12 protein-coding genes are annotated in these 14570 nt (G+C 69.2%); 7 read left to right on the top strand and 5 right to left on the bottom strand.

Annotated features, from left to right (window positions below; genetic code table 11):
• Positions 1-2: 2 nt before the first annotated feature.
• Entirely contained in the window at positions 3-545 is a 543-nt protein-coding gene (locus D7V88_RS29570; RefSeq protein WP_120543967.1) for a hypothetical protein, read from the bottom strand.
• 223 nt (positions 546-768) lie between these two features.
• Here D7V88_RS29570 and D7V88_RS29575 point away from each other — a divergent pair, with 223 nt between their 5' ends.
• The 6 genes from D7V88_RS29575 to D7V88_RS29600 all read left to right on the top strand — a co-directional run bounded on the left by D7V88_RS29575 (position 769) and on the right by D7V88_RS29600 (position 6852).
• Positions 769-1866 carry a glucose 1-dehydrogenase gene (locus D7V88_RS29575; RefSeq protein WP_120543968.1) on the top strand — a complete coding sequence of 366 codons (1098 nt, stop codon included), beginning with the start codon at positions 769-771 and terminating at the stop codon, positions 1864-1866.
• Positions 1863-3713: a glycoside hydrolase family 15 protein gene (locus D7V88_RS29580; RefSeq protein WP_120543969.1), complete on the top strand. Its 1851-nt coding sequence runs from the start codon at positions 1863-1865 to the stop codon at positions 3711-3713. Before D7V88_RS29575 ends, D7V88_RS29580 begins: the two co-directional genes overlap by 4 nt.
• 33 nt (positions 3714-3746) lie before the next feature.
• Entirely contained in the window at positions 3747-4889 is a 1143-nt protein-coding gene (locus tag D7V88_RS29585) for an App1 family protein phosphatidate phosphatase (RefSeq protein ID WP_120543970.1), read from the top strand.
• Between the two features lie 124 nt (positions 4890-5013).
• Entirely contained in the window at positions 5014-5598 is a 585-nt protein-coding gene (locus D7V88_RS29590) for a hypothetical protein (protein WP_147448913.1), read from the top strand.
• A gap of 222 nt (positions 5599-5820) precedes the next feature.
• A complete protein-coding gene (locus tag D7V88_RS29595) occupies positions 5821-6270 on the top strand; it encodes a helix-turn-helix domain-containing protein (protein ID WP_120543972.1) in 450 nt (149 codons plus the stop codon).
• 18 nt (positions 6271-6288) lie between these two features.
• Entirely contained in the window at positions 6289-6852 is a 564-nt protein-coding gene (locus tag D7V88_RS29600; protein ID WP_158625177.1) for a PIN domain-containing protein, read from the top strand.
• A gap of 9 nt (positions 6853-6861) precedes the next feature.
• On the opposite strand, the gene ppk1 is transcribed toward D7V88_RS29600, so the two are convergent.
• Entirely contained in the window at positions 6862-9033 is a 2172-nt protein-coding gene (gene ppk1, locus D7V88_RS29605) for a polyphosphate kinase 1 (RefSeq protein ID WP_120543974.1), read from the bottom strand.
• Between the two features lie 212 nt (positions 9034-9245).
• Between ppk1 and D7V88_RS29610 the strand changes: the two genes are divergently transcribed.
• Positions 9246-9743 carry a hypothetical protein gene (locus tag D7V88_RS29610; protein WP_244238470.1) on the top strand — a complete coding sequence of 166 codons (498 nt, stop codon included), beginning with the start codon at positions 9246-9248 and terminating at the stop codon, positions 9741-9743.
• A 24-nt stretch (positions 9744-9767) separates the two neighbouring features.
• Here the strand turns inward: D7V88_RS29610 and D7V88_RS29615 are convergent, their stop codons facing one another.
• The 3 genes from D7V88_RS29615 to D7V88_RS29625 form a co-directional block, all read right to left on the bottom strand.
• Positions 9768-10988 (bottom strand): trigger factor, encoded by a 1221-nt coding sequence (locus D7V88_RS29615; protein ID WP_120543975.1) that lies wholly within the window; start codon positions 10986-10988, stop codon positions 9768-9770.
• 141 nt (positions 10989-11129) lie between these two features.
• Positions 11130-12143, bottom strand: a complete 1014-nt coding sequence (locus D7V88_RS29620; protein ID WP_120543976.1) for a hypothetical protein — start codon at positions 12141-12143, stop codon at positions 11130-11132.
• 206 nt (positions 12144-12349) lie between these two features.
• Positions 12350-14570: tryptophan synthase alpha chain (locus D7V88_RS29625; protein ID WP_372241130.1), on the bottom strand; the 2221-nt coding region annotated here is incomplete at its 5' end.

Genomic DNA, 14570 nt, shown 5'->3' on the forward strand with positions numbered 1-14570 from the left:
CGCTAGGGGGTGGCGGCGCGTTCGGCCTTGCGGTGCGCCAGGGTGCGCAAGAGCAGCCAGAGGCTCACGGCGAGCACCGCCAGGCCCACGCCGGTGAAGGCGCTGCCCACGCGCAGCGACGCCTTGCGGTCATCCCGGAACACCTCCAGCGCGTCCGTGCGGGGGCCCGCAAGGTAGCGCCGCACGGTGTCCGCGAAGGCCGTCGCCTCCGCTTCATCCTCCGTCCACTGGAAGGCGAGCGGCTGGACGCCGGAGGTCGTCTCCATCTGGGGCCGGAAGATGGGGGCGGCGCCAGCGCGCCGGCTGCGGCTGCGGTCCACCTCCACGCGCAGGATGTCCTGGGGCGCGTAGCGGCCGACCTCTTCATGGTCCAGCCAACTGGAGCGGGTGAGGGCGCACGGGGCCTGGGGTTCGCACCGCAGGTCCATGCGCGCCTTCTGGCCGAGGAAGAACACCCCCAGCACCAGGAAGGGCAGGGAGAGCATCAGGAAGGCCGTGGCACCGATGGCGGTGGCGCGACTGCGACGGTAGGGGAGCGCACGCACGGCCTGCGTCTATAGCCCGGGAGCCGCCAGGGGGCAGTGCTTTCGCGCGCTCGCAAGTGTCGCCCTCCGGGCAGGCAGGCGTCGCGGGGTGTTCAGCGCCGGGAACTTACGACGCCCGGGGCGAGGATGGCCGGGACGGTCGAAAGGCACTTGCGACATGGGTCGGGGGTCCGCACCCCTTGTCCAGGGACGTCGCACCTTTCACCCAAGGAGTCCTCCGCCCATGAAGGCCGTGGCCATCACGTTCCCGTCGCGCGAGGTGCGGGTCCTCGACGTTTCCGAGCCGCGCCTGCATTCCCCCACGGAGGTCAAGGTGCGCACGTTGGAGGTGGGCGTCTGCGGCACCGACCAGGACATCCTCAAGGGCCACCACGGCGCGGCGCCGAAGGGCGAGGACCACCTCATCCTGGGCCACGAGTGCGTGGGGGAGGTGGTGGAGGTGGGCGTGCACGTGCAGGGCCTGAAGGTCGGGGACCTGGTGGTGCCGCGCGTGCGCAGGCCGTGTCCGCACACGCGCTGCCCGGCGTGCCGCCACGGCCATCCGGACTTCTGCGTGACGGGCGACTACACGGAGCGCGGCATCCAGGGCGCGCACGGCTTCTGCGCGGAGTTCTTCGTGGAGGACGCGGCGTACCTGCACCGCGCGGACGATGCGCTGCGCGGCGTGGCGGTGCTGACCGAACCGCTCACCATCGCGGAGAAGGGCCTGCGGGAGGTGGCGCACATCCAGTCGCGGCTGCCGTGGAAGGTGCAGCCCGGCAAGGCGCTGGTGCTGGGCGCGGGGCCGGTGGCGCAGTTGGGCGCGATGGCGCTGATGCGCGCGGGCTACGAGGTGACGGCGTATTCGCGCAGCCCCAAGCCCAACGAGAAGGCCGCCGCGGCCGAGTCCATTGGCGTTCCGTATGTGTCCTCGAAGGAGGTCACGGTGGAGGCCCTGAAGAAGCAACTGGGGGGCGGCGTGGACGTCATCTACGAGGCCACGGGCGCGTCCAAGGTGGCCTTCGATTCGCTCAACGTGTTGGAGGAGAACGGCGTGCTCATCTTCACCGGGGTACCCGGGCGCGAGGAGCCGCTGGAACTGCAGGGCGCGGAGGTGCTGGGGCAGTTGGTGCTGGGCAACCGGGTGATGTTCGGCACGGTGAACGCGTCGGACGGGGACTTCAGCGCGGCGCTGGAGGACCTGGCCCGCTTCCGTGCGCGCTGGCCCGGGAAGGTGGAGCAGCTCATCACCCAGCGCCATCCGCCGTCGGAGTTCGTGAAGGTGGTGGAGGCGAAGGGCGGCATCAAACACGTCATCACGTTCCAGGAGCATGCCCGGTGAATCCCAATGTGGACCTGAAGGGGGGCGTCGCCATCGAGGACCATGGCGTCATCGGAGACCTGCGCACGGTGGCGCTGGTGGGCCAGGAGGGCACCATCGACTGGCTGTGCTACCCGCACTTCGACAGCCCCAGCGTCTTCGCGGCGCTGGTGGATCCGGAGAAGGGCGGGTACTGGCGCGTGTCGCCGGAGCCGGACGGGGTGATGAAGCGCCAGTTCTACTGGCCGGACACCAACGTGCTGGTGACGCGCTTCTACACGCCGGACGGCGTGGGGGAGCTCATCGACCTGATGCCCCTGGGCAAGGGCGCGAGGGCGGAGGGGCGCGAGGTTCTTCGCCGCATCCGCGTGGTGCGCGGGGAGATGTCCTTCCGCATGGAGTGCTTCCCGGCGTTCAACTACGCCCGGGACGAACATGAGACGCACCTGGTGAATGGCGGCGCGGCCTTCGTGTCCCCGGGCCTGAGCATGCAGTTGGTGACGCCGGTGAAGCTGAAGCAGGAGGGCCGGGGCGTCGTCGCGCACTTCACGCTGAAGGAGAGCCAGTCCGCGGTCTTCACCCTGCGCGAGGGCGGGTTGGAGGGCTGCCACCTGCACCTGCACACGCACGACTCCGCGGAGAAGCTCTTCCGGGACACGGTGGACTACTGGCGGCACTGGTTGTCCAAGTGCAAGTACACGGGGCGGTGGCGGGAGATGGTGCAGCGCTCGGCGCTGGCCCTGAAGCTGATGACGTTCGAACCGTCCGGCGCCATCGTCGCGGCGCCCACGTGCAGCCTGCCGGAGTCCCCGGGGGGCACGCGCAACTGGGACTACCGCTTCTGCTGGCTCAGGGACGCGGCCTTCACCGTCTACGCGTTCATGCGCATCGGCTTCGACGAGGAGGCCGCCGCGTTCATGCGTTGGGTGGAGGCGCGGTGCGCGGAGTCCGGGGATGGGCCGCTGCCGTTGATGTACTGCCTGGATGGCAGCCCGGTGCCGAAGGAGGAGGAGCTGCATCACCTGGCCGGCTACGGCGGCGCGAAGCCGGTGCGCATTGGCAACATGGCGGCGGGCCAGCTCCAACTGGACATCTACGGCGAGCTGATGGACTCCGTGTACCTGTCCAACAAGTACGCGGCGCCCATCTCGTATGACTTCTGGAGGCACCTGCGCCGGCTGGTGGATTGGGTCTGCGAGAACTGGCAGAAGCAGGACGAGGGCATCTGGGAGATTCGCGGTTCGCGCCGGCACTTCGTCTATTCGAAGTTGATGTGCTGGGTGGCGGTGGACCGGGCCATCCGGCTGGCGGACAAGCGCAGCCTTCCTGCGGACCGCGCGAAGTGGTTGATCACGCGCGACACCATCTTCGAGGAGATCATGGAGAAGGGCTGGTGCGCGGAGAAGGGCGCCTTCATCCAGGCCTACGGGCATGAGGCGCTGGATGCGGCGAACCTCCTGATGCCGCTGGTGTTCTTCCTGTCCCCGGTGGATCCGCGGATGCTCTCCACGTTGGACCTCATCCGCAAGGCGCCGCGCGAGGGGGGCCTGACGTCGGACGGGCTGGTGTTCCGCTACGAGGCGGACGCGAAGCTGGATGGCATTGAAGGCAGCGAAGGCACCTTCAACCTGTGCAGCTTCTGGCTGGTGGAGGCGATGACGCGCGCGAGCGCGGCCCGGCCGGACCTGCTGGACGAGGCGCGGCTCATCTTCGAGCGGATGCAGGGCTACGCGAACCACCTGGGGCTCTACGCGGAGCAGACGGGCATGTCGGGCGAGGCGCTGGGAAACTTCCCGCAGGCGCTCACGCACCTGTCGCTCATCAGCGCCGCGTACAACCTGGACAAGACGTTGGGACGCCACGATTGATGCACGGAGACTGGTAGAGTGCGGGCACCCGCCATGTCCGACCTGTACCCGCTGCTGTTCCGCTTCGCCGTGAAGGCGGATGCCCACTACGACGTGTTCAGCCGCCGCGTGCGCAAGGGGCTGGGCATCGCCCCGCCGCTGCGCATCCTGCCGTACCGGGGCTACGGCACGCCGGACCGCGTGGTCATCAAGGCGCGCGTGCTGGAGGAGCGCAAGGTGAAGCCCTCGCGCCAGCGGCACACGCTCCTGAGCAGCGCCGTTGCTTCCTACAAGCGCTACATGACGCGGGAGATCGCCAGCGCGCACGTGGCGGTGCGCTGGGGGGACAAGCACTGGGAGGGCACGACGGACGAGGAGGGCTTCCTGGAGCTGTGGGTGCCTCCGCCGTCGGGGGTGCGCTCGGGCTGGCACATGGTGGAACTGGAGCTGCTGTCACCGGAGCCGGAAGGGGTGCAGCGCGTGTCGGCGCCAGTGCGGGTGGCGGGGTCGAGCGCGGAGCTGGGCGTCATCAGCGACATCGACGACACGGTCATCGCCACGGGGGTGACGGATCCGCTCAAGCGCGCGTGGGCGCTGTTCCTCACGGAGCACCGGGTGCGGCTGCCGTTCCCGGGCGTGGATGCCTTCTACGCGGCGCTCCAGGCGGGCGCGAGCGGCACGGCGGACAACCCCATCTTCTACGTGTCCAGCAGCCCGTGGAACCTCTACGAGCACCTGGACGAGTTCCTCTCCATCCACCGCATCCCCATTGGTCCGCTGCTGCTGCGCGACTGGGGGCTGTCGCGGCATGGGTTCGCGCCGGGCGGGGGACACGGGCACAAGCTGGACAAGATTCGCGGCGTGCTGGAGACGCTGTCGCATCTGCCGTTCGTGTTGATTGGGGACAGCGGGCAGGAGGACGCGGAGCACTACCGCACCATCGTGCGCGAGTTCCCCGGCCGCATCCGCTGTGTCTACATCCGCAACGTGCCGGGGCGTTCCAAGCGCGGGGAGGAGATGACCAGCATCGCGGAGGACATCCGCGCTGGCGGCAGCGAGCTGGTGGTGGTGGATGACACGGTGGCCGCGGCGAGGCACGCGGCCCGGGCCGGGTGGATTCGTTGGGAAGAGGTGCCGGAGGTGGAGGCACACCGCCGCGAGGACGCCGCCCGGGGTGCTTTGGGCGACCGGGGCTGAAGATTTCCAGTCACTCCGTGATGACAAGCGTCACGGAGGCGTCACGTGGGGGTTGTGACTTGAGGGTGGGGACGGGGGTGTGGCAGAGCCAGGGCTCCCCGTTTCACCGCTCAAGGATGTGACCATGCTTCGACACCGGGTGCAGTTGTCCGTGCTGGCTTCCGCGCTGTGGTTGGGTGCGTGCAACGCGCCGCCTGCGCCGACGGAGGAGCCGACGCCGACGCCGGAGGCCACGCAGTCGGTGCGCTCGGTTGCGTCGCGGCTGAGCCAGATTGAGTTGGAGTACGAGGGCCCGACGGCGCTGCTCGAAGCCGACATGGAGGCGGGCAACGAGGAATGCGACACGTACAACAACTGGTGTGACGGCACGCTGGAGGTCTACAGCTTCCCGTGGACGTCCACGCAGGCGCCGACGGTGGCGGACGCGGTGGAGTCGGTGTTCGCGCTGCGGCAGGATGACCGCATCCCGTTCCGGTTCCAGGGCAACGTGCCGTTCAGCACGATGTCGCAGCAGCTCTTCTTCTTCGACGCGTTGGATCCGCACCTGTTGACGGAGCTGGGCAACGGCACGGAGCAGGTGCAGATCGCGTACTACTACGCGTCGTACCTGGTGGCCGCGGGCGCGCACGACTGGAACCACCTGTTCATCGTGCTGTACCCCCAGTCGCACCGCGTGGCCGTGTTCAACCTCGTGAACCACGAGACCTGAGCCGTCGTCCCTGGGTTTTCCGTGAAGCTTCGACGCCGGTGTCCCTGGGTTCACGGGGCGCCGGCGTTGTTCGTTCGGGCAGGCGGGCAGGCGGGCAGGCGCGGCGGTCTTTGAAGAACCCCGTGATTTCAAGCACATGGAATAGAGCGACTTGCGTTTTTAGCGAATTGGCGTAACAGTTGAGGCCTGTTTGTTACGCCACGCCCAGCAGGGAGCATTCCGATGAGCGCCACCATCACCGACCCCGAAGACCTCCCTGTCGAGGAGCGCCGGCTCGCGGCCCGCCTGAACAAGGAACTGGCGGTGGACTCTCCGGGAAAGGCGGCACGACTGGTGCTGCCTTCTGGGGAGCAGGTGGAGTTGCCTGACAGCATGGTGTCAGTGCTCCGGACCATCATGGAGGCTCTCGCGAATGGCTCACCTGTCAGCATCATTCCAATGCATCGGGAGATGACAACTCAGGAAGCGGCGGATTTCCTCAACATCTCGCGCCAGCATCTGGTGACCTTGCTGGAACAGGGAAAGCTCCCGCACAGTCGCCCGGGAAAGCATCGGCGCCTCCGCGCTTCCGACGTGATCGCCTACAGGCGCAAGCGTCAGGCTGAGATGGAGGCCGGCCTCCAGGAGATCGTTGAGCTGGACAAGAAGATGGGGGACTATTTCGGTTCGTAGCGGTGCCCGGGGGATTTGTTGCCAGTCATCTTCCGCGTCTTTCTCGACGCGAACGTTCTCTTTCCTGCCTCCATCCGAAATACCCTGCTGGATGCGCACAAGCAGAGACTCGTCCAGGTCTACTGGAGCCAACAGGTTCTGGAGGAACTGCGTCGCAACCTTGTGCTGAAGCAACGCAAGTCAGAGGACGATGCATCTACGCTCGTGAATGCGATGTGCAGGATCTTTCCTGAATCCGTGGTGTCCGGCTACGAAGCCCAGATTGCCAGCATGCGAAACGATGAAGGAGACCGGCACGTCACCGCGGCAGCCTTGACCGCAGGTGCGCAGGTCATCGTTACCAACAACCTGAAACACTTTCGCGCGAAGGATCTGCCTCCGGGAATCGAGGCTCAGCCCGCCGACTTTTTTCTTCAGCAACTGCTGGACCTGGATCCAGAAACGATGGTCGCCATCCTGCAAAAACAGGTGGAGCGATACAGGGAGCCCCTCATCACCTTCGAAGCCTTTCTAGAACACTTCTCGCGCTCCGCGCCCGGCTTCATCCGCGATGTGCGCGAGTACCTGCTCGCCTTGAACTGAGCCTCCGCCTCACGTCACCGGACGGCCACTCTGCATGTGGACCATCCGGATGGCGCGGTCCATCAGCTCGCCCTGGGCGGAGCGCTTGTCTCCGGTGGCCGGCGGAATGCGCCGGCGCCAGGTGCCGTCCGAGGCCAGCTCCCAGGCGCCGCTCGTGTCCACCATGCAGCGCTCCACCACGTCGCGCACCTGCGCGCTCAACGCAGGGTCTTCCACCGGCGCCAATATCTCCACGCGGTGGTCCAGGTTGCGCGGCATCATGTCCGCCGACCCGATGTAGCAACGCGACGTCGCGCCCCGTTCGAACGAATAGATGCGCGGGTGCTCCAGGAAGCGGCCCAGGTTGGACACCACCCGGATGTGCTCCGACACGCCCGGCACCCCCGGCCTGAGGCAGCAGATGCCTCGCACGTTGAGCTCCACCTTCACCCCCGCGCGCGACGCGTCGTACAGCGCGCGGATGATGCCCGGGTCCACCAGCGCGTTCATCTTCATCAGGATGCGCGACGGCGTCTCCGGCGTGTGCGCGGCGAGGGTCTTCCGGATCTCCTCCATCAACCCTTCCCGCATGGTGAGCGGCGCCACCAACAGCTTGCGGAAGGAGCGCGGACGGCCAAAGCCCGTCAGGAAGTTGAAGACATCCGCCACGTCCGCGCCAATGTCCGGGTCCGTCGTGAACAACCCCAGGTCCGTGTAGAGCCGCGCCGTCTTCGGGTTGTAGTTGCCCGTGCCGATGTGCACGTAGTGCCGCACCCGTTCACCCTCGCGCCGCACGATGAGGATGGCCTTCGCGTGCGTCTTCAGGCTGGGAATCCCATACACCACGTGCACGCCCGCCTCTTCCAGCGCGTTCGCCCAGCGGATGTTGGTGCGCTCATCGAAGCGCGCCTTCAGCTCCACCATGCACACCGCCTGCTTGCCGTGCTCCGTCGCGCGGATGAGCGCGGGCACCAGCGGTGAGCTGTCCGACGTGCGGTACACCGTCTGCTTCAGCGCCAGCACGTCCGGGTCCTCCACCGCCTCGCTCACGAAGCGCTCCACCGACGTGGTGAAGGATTCGTAGGGGTGGTGCACCAGCAGGTCCCCCCGGCGCATCGCCGACATCACCGTGCCCCCGCCGTCCGGGGACTCGTTGTCCGTGCGCAGCCGCGCCTGCGTCACCGGCGTCCACGGCGGGTCGCGCTGCTCCGTGAAGCCCGGCGTCATCGCCAGTGACATCACGTCCGACAGGTCCAGCAGGCCGTGCTCCTCGTACACCTGCCGGGACTCCAGCGTCAGCGCCTCCACCAGCGGCTCCAAGAGCTTGGGGCTCATCCCCGCCTGCACCTCCAGGCGGATGACGTCCCCGAAGCGGCGCTGGCTCAGCTCCGTCTCCACCGCCTTGAGCAGGTCCTCCGCGTCTTCCGACACGGTGAAGTCCGCGTCGCGCGTCACGCGGAAGAGGCTCCAGTTGAGCACCTCCATCCCCGGGAACAGGTCCCCCAGGTGCTGCGCGATGATCTCCTCCAGCGGCACGAAGAACGAACCCGGACCGCCCTTGAGCGGCACGAAGCGCGGCAATATCTCCTTGGGCACCTTCACCCGCGCCACGCTCTCGTCCTCCGCCACCGGGTCGCGCAGCAGCACCGCGAGGCTCAGCGACAGGTTGGAGATGTACGGGAAATGCCGCCCCAACCCGATGGCCAGCGGCGTGAGCACCGGGAAGATCTGCTCGCGGAAGCGCTGATCCACCTGCGCGCGCTGGTCCGCGTCCAACTCCTTCATGGACAGGATGCGCAGGCCCTTCTCCGCCAGCGCGGGCCGCAGCACCTTCTCGAAGCAGTCCGCGTGGCGGCGGCCCTGCTCCAGGATGCCCGTGTGCAGCTTGTCCAGCGTGTCACCTGGGGATGCGCCGTCCGGCACCAGCCTGCCCACGCGCGCGGCGATCTGCTCGTGCAGCCGCGCCACGCGGATCATGAAGAACTCGTCCAGGTTGCGCGCGTAGATGGAGATGAACTTCAGCCGCTCCATCAACTGCACTTCCGGGGCCTCCGCCATCTGCAACACCCGGTCGTTGAACGCGAGCCACGACAGCTCACGGTTGAAGAACAGGTCGCTGTCCGTCACCTCCGTCCCCGGAGGGACGGCATCCCGCTCCAGGACCTTCTGGGTGACGCCTTTCGCGGCCGCGCGCTTCGCCATGACGTTGTGACTCCTCGAGCAGACCCGTACTCAGGATGTGCCCTCTAGCAGCCCCGAACCGCGCGGATTGTGAACTCGCACGTCTGGCCTGGAACCGGACATCCGGACGTATCCCACCCCGACCGACGGCGTCAGTGACCGGCAAGGCGGGGGCGCCGTGGACTTTCTTGCATCCCCTTGCATCCAGGGAGCGCGGGCGGCATTCAGAAGGCGTGAGCGCTCCTGTCAGCCCCCTGCGAGTCGTCCCCGGCGGTGCGCCGGTGGACACGTCCCCGGATGCCCTCTTCTCCGCCTTCCGCGAAGGCCATCAGAAGAAGCTGGGCCGCTTCAGCTTCACGTGGTTCGTGGCCGCCGCGGTGCCCCTGTTCCTGGCCGTGGGCTTCTTCTTTCTTTGGCGCACCAACGGAACGACGTTCTCCGTCATCACGCCGCACGGCATCAAGGTGGTGCGCGCGGGCATGTCCAGCCAGGAGGTGAAGGGCCTCCTGGGCTATCCGCTCACGCTCCAGAAGCAGGGCGACCAGGACTGCTACCGCTACGGCCGGCCCAACTTCCGCAACGACGTCTTCGTCGTCTACTCCGTCTGTTACGAGGAGGGGCAGGTGCGCGACGTGCTCGCCCACCAGTACTCCGCCTGGCAGGTGGACCCGACCACCGGCGCCTTCGTCGCGCCGGGCCAGGACACCCCGCCCACCCCCGTCCAGCCGTAGCCAGGACGGGGCGGCCGGCGCTTCTCAGCCCTGCGCGAGCCCCTGTTCGGCGCCCTCGAAGGTCACCTTCGCCAGCGTCATCACGTGCTCCACCGCGAGCAGGTGCCACGCCACGTCGGTCATCTGCGCGGCGGCCGCGGGGTCGATGAGTGATTCGCGGAGCTGGGCCTCCGTGATGCCGAAGGGCTCCGAGGACTCCTTGAGCAGCTCCAGCGCGACCTGCGGCGTGAGCTGCAGCTTGTCCCGCTGGGCGATGGCGCGCAGCACCAGGGCAATCTTCAGCCGGCGCTCCACGTCCTCGCGGATGCCCGGGTGGTGCAGCCAGCCGTCCAGCGCTTCCTTCTGCTCTTCCAGGCTGAAGAACTTCTGGGCGAGCGTCTCACCCTCCATCTGCAGCCAGCGGCGGCGGATCTCCTCGTCCACGAGCGCCTTGGGCACCTGGACGTCCGTGCGCGACACCACCGTGTCCAGCACCATGTTGCGCGCGTCCACCCAGAGCATGTCGGACATCTCGCCCTCCATCTCCTCCACGATGGAGCCCATGACCTCCTCGTGCGTGGCGCCCCGGCCCAACTGCTGGAGGAAGGCGTCCGACTCCGTGTCGGGCATGCGCACCTCGCGCGCGGCCTTCACGTCCACCAGGAAGCGCGCCGGCATGCCGCGAAGCTGCTCCGCCGGGTAGTCGTCCGGCAGGATGAGGCCCACCTCCACGCTGTCGCCCACGCTGGCCTCGGCGATGACCTCCGAGAAGCCGGGCAGCATCAACTGGGGGGCCAGCTCCATCCAGTAGCCCACGCGCGTGCTCAGCGGGATGAGCCGGCCGTTGGCGTAGCCCAGGATGTCCAACTGAACATCGTCGCCCATGGCCAGCGCTTCACCTTCGGCGCGCGGACGGGTCTCCGCCTTGGCCCGTGCCAGCTCGTGGAAGCGCTCCAGCAGGTCCTCTTCCGTGAGGTCCTCGCCCGCGGGAACCCGGATGTCGAGGTTCTCCAGCGAGGGGGCCTTCACTTCCGGCAGGTCCGCCTGATGGCCCAGACCGGGGGCGACGGGCAGGCGCTGCACCAACTGCTGCACGGGGGCCTGCGCCGGGGCGGCGACGGGTTCCGGAGGCTTGCTGGTGGCAGCCGGCTTCTTCGCCGGGGTGGAGGTGGCGGACGCCTTGGCGCCCGGCGACTTCGTGGAGGAGGCAGGACCGGACGCCTTGGCGCCCGGCGACTTCTCGGAAGGGGTCTTCTTGCTGGCCACCGGTGGGCCTCCTGGCAGATAGCGACCGTGGTCCCAGATGGGATTGAAACGAGCGCGTCTCACCCGGTGGTGCCTAGCAGAAAACCGGCCTCCGGTGACAACCCCGGACGAACTGTCCGGGGGGCGGACCGGGTACGACGACTACCCGAACAGGCCGCCGACGAAGCTGGAGACGGCGGAGACGGCGGCGCCCACCTGGCTGACCACCGGGATGTTGGTGGCGGCGGCGATGGAGCCCACGGCGGTGATGACGCTCGTGACCTTCTTGGTGGTGCTGGCGTTCGGGTCACGCACGGTGGAGACCGCGTTGGCCGTGTCGAAGGCGGCGATGGCGATGTTGGCGCCCGGCGCGAAGCGGCCGGCGGCCTTGGCCAGCGTCCCACCCGCGGCCTTGGCGGCGGCGGTCGCACCGGCCTTGGCGGCGGCCTTGCCACCCTCGCTCAGCGCGGCGCGGGCGGCGGCGCGGGACGCCGTGCCGGTGATGACCTTGGCGGCGACGCCGCTCTCCTTCACGGCCGTGTTCACGGCGGCGCGCACGCCGCTCTTGACGGCCTGGCTGGTACCACCCTCGAAGGCGGCCTTGGCGGCGGCGCCCGCGGCGGCACGCGCCAGCTTGGGACCCGCGCCCGGGACGGCGGACTTGAACGCGCTGCTGGCGGCCTTGTAGGCGCCACCGAACTTCTGCACGTCACGGGCGATTTCCAGACCGCCCTTGACGGTGCTGACCGCGCCCTTGCCGGCGGTGGCGACAGAGCCGAGCGCCTTGTTCCAGTCCTCGCTGCTGCCGCTGCGCACCGCGTTGCGGACGTCGCTGATGGCCGTGCCGGTCTGGCCGACGAGCTTCGCGGCGCTGGTCAGCGTGCCGAACGCCTTGCCCGCGATGCCGAGCTTGCCCTTCAGGTCGAGCTTCGTCTTCGGGTCCGTCGCCTTGGACACCAGCTTGTCGACGTTGCCCTTCAGCGTCGCCTTGAAGCCGTCCGTCTTCAGGCTCTTGACGTTGTCGAAGCCGTCCTGCACCGCCGTCTTCACCTTGGTGAAGGTGTCGTAGCCCTTCTTCGCCTGCGTCCCGATGTCCTTCGCCGCCTTGATGGGGTCCTGCTTCACCTGGCGGATGGTGTTGCTGACGGTACGGCGGGCGCGGTCGATGAGGCTCATTTGCGGGCTCCCTCGTGGAGATTCGAGGAATGGGATTTGGAAGGCGATGACTGCTGTGTGGGGATTATCGACTCAACCCGCGATCAGTTGCGTAGCACCCCCACAAAGCGTGGAAAGGTGGTTGTGCATCAGGATGAAATGTGCGCCCGGGTCGGTTCTTGGCATGCAGATCGGGATGTTGACCCACGTGTCGTTGGCCCGGTGCGTCAGCGGCAGTCCCGGTCGGCGCCGTCAGCCGCGCCGTCCGCGTCGTTGTCCGCGCCGTCCTGGCAGTGGCCGGCTTCGGAGTCGAACGCCTCCGCGATGTGGAGCGTGTAGCGGATGGGGGTGTCCTTCTCCGGGTGGGCCATGCCGTCCACCACCACCAGCACCGTCTGTCCCTGCGCCAGGGCGAGCTTCAGCGCCGGGGCGTTCTTCGCGGTGGGGCGGGGATGGGAGGCGCAGCCCAACTCCACGCCCCGGCAGCCGGTGAGGACATAGAGGGCGTTGCCGGCGGCGGCGGCGTCACCGCCGGGCGAGGTGTCGAAGACGTACGTGCCGGCCCGGGGCGCCGTCCACAGGTGGGCCCGGTCCTGCTGGAGCAGCGCGCCGCAGGTACCCTGGAAGCCGTCGCCCGACGCCGCGGTCTCCCCCTGGAAGGTGACGGGCAGTGCGCTGCCCAGGTCGTGGTGCGCGCAGCCCTGGCCCTTGCAGCCCGGTTCGTCGCGGCAGTCAGTGTCCGCGCAGTCCACCCAGCGGTCTCCGTCGTTGTCCATGCCGTCGAAGCAGGCGCCGGCCTCGGTGGGGCGGAGCGCGTCGATGTGCAGTTCGAAGAAGCCCTGGGTGAACGGCCCGCCGGCCACCGCGTCCACCGTCACCAGGACCTGCTGCCCCTTCGTCAGCGGCACCGCCACCCGCGCGCCGCCGCCGTAGCTGATGCCGCCCGTGGCGCACGCGAGCTCCGCGCCGCCGCAGCCCCCCGCGGTCACCGAGGCCACCGCGATGACCGAACGCACCGCCGAACGGGCCGTGTCGAAGGTGAAGGTGCCCGTCCGGGGCGCCGTCCACAGGTAGCCCCGGTCCGGGGCCCCCGCGCCCCCGCACGAGGCGGCGTGGTCGTCGTTGGCCTCCACGGTGGAGCCCTTCACCGTGACGGGCAGCGCGCTGCCCAGGTCCCGGTCCGCGCACACGGGCTCGGTGGTGGCGCACACGTTGGGGACGCCCGTGCCACCGCACGTGTCCGGCGCGGTGCAGCTTCCGCACGACAGCGTGCCGCCGCAGCCGTCCGCTACCTGTCCGCACGTCTTGCCGAGCACGCCGCAGGTGGCCGGCCGGCACGAGGGCGTTCCGCACACGTTGGCGGTGCCGCCCCCGCCGCACTGGAGGCCGTCCGGACACGTGCCGCACGTCAGGGTGCCGCCGCAGCCGTCCGCCACCTGTCCACAGTCCTTGCCCAGCGCGTCGCAGGTGGACGGGGTGCACGGGGCCTGGCCGCACACGTTGGCCACGCCCGCGCCGCCGCACGTCTCCGGCGCGGTGCAGCCGCCGCACTCCAGCACCGTGCCACAGCCGTCGGACACCCGGCCGCAGTCGCTGCCCAGGGACTGACAGGTGGCGGGCACGCAGGTGCCGGGGCCGCAGACGTTGGCCTTCCCCGCGCCGCCGCATGCCGCCTCCGCAGGGCAGGTGCCGCACTCCAGCGTGCCACCGCAGCCGTCCAGCACCTCGCCGCAGTCCCGGCCCAGCACGGCGCAGGTGGCGGCCAGACACGCGCCCGGGGCGCACACGTTGGCCACGCCGCTCGCGCCGCACGCGAGGCCCGGTCCACACGCGCCGCACTCCAGGACGCCGCCGCAGCCGTCGGACACCGGGCCGCAATCCTTGCCCAGGGCCTCGCAGGTGCCGGGCGTGCACGCGGCGTGGCCGCACACGTTGGCGGCGCCGCCCCCGCCGCATGTCTCCTCGGGCCCGCACGCGCCGCACTCCAGGACGCCGCCGCAGCCATCCGCCACCTGTCCGCAGTTCTTCGCCAGGGCCTCGCAGGTGGTGGCGACGCACGCGGGCGGTGCACAGACATGGGGCACGCCGCTTCCCCCGCAGACCTCCGGGGCCGCGCACGTGCCGCATTCCAGGACGCCGCCGCAGCCATCCGGGACGGGGCCGCAGGTGGCTCCCAGGGCCTCGCAGGTGGACGGGGTGCACGGCGCGGGGCCGCAGACGTTGGGGATGCCGCCTCCGCCGCAGGCCTGCCCCTCCGCGCAGGGGCCGCAGTGCAGCGTGCCGCCGCAGCCGTCCACGGCGATGCCGCAGTCCAGGCCCTGCGACGCGCACGTCATCGGCAGGCAGAGGGTGGTGGACGGGAGCAACTGGAAATCCGTGTCGTAGGGCTGCTGCGTGGGGCCACAGGCCACCCACAGCCCGAGCAGCGCCACCCAGACTCCCGCACCC

The organism is Corallococcus terminator, assembly GCF_003611635.1.
Classification (GTDB): domain Bacteria; phylum Myxococcota; class Myxococcia; order Myxococcales; family Myxococcaceae; genus Corallococcus; species Corallococcus terminator.

Coding starts and splice junctions, on each gene's coding strand:
- D7V88_RS29590 (WP_147448913.1), top strand. CDS start 5,014: ATGCTTCGACACCGGGTGCAGTTGTCCGTGCTGGCTTCCGCGCTGTGG.
- D7V88_RS29595 (WP_120543972.1), top strand. CDS start 5,821: ATGAGCGCCACCATCACCGACCCCGAAGACCTCCCTGTCGAGGAGCGC.
- ppk1 (WP_120543974.1), bottom strand. CDS start 9,033: ATGGCGAAGCGCGCGGCCGCGAAAGGCGTCACCCAGAAGGTCCTGGAG.
- D7V88_RS29585 (WP_120543970.1), top strand. CDS start 3,747: ATGTCCGACCTGTACCCGCTGCTGTTCCGCTTCGCCGTGAAGGCGGAT.
- D7V88_RS29575 (WP_120543968.1), top strand. CDS start 769: ATGAAGGCCGTGGCCATCACGTTCCCGTCGCGCGAGGTGCGGGTCCTC.
- D7V88_RS29620 (WP_120543976.1), bottom strand. CDS start 12,143: ATGAGCCTCATCGACCGCGCCCGCCGTACCGTCAGCAACACCATCCGC.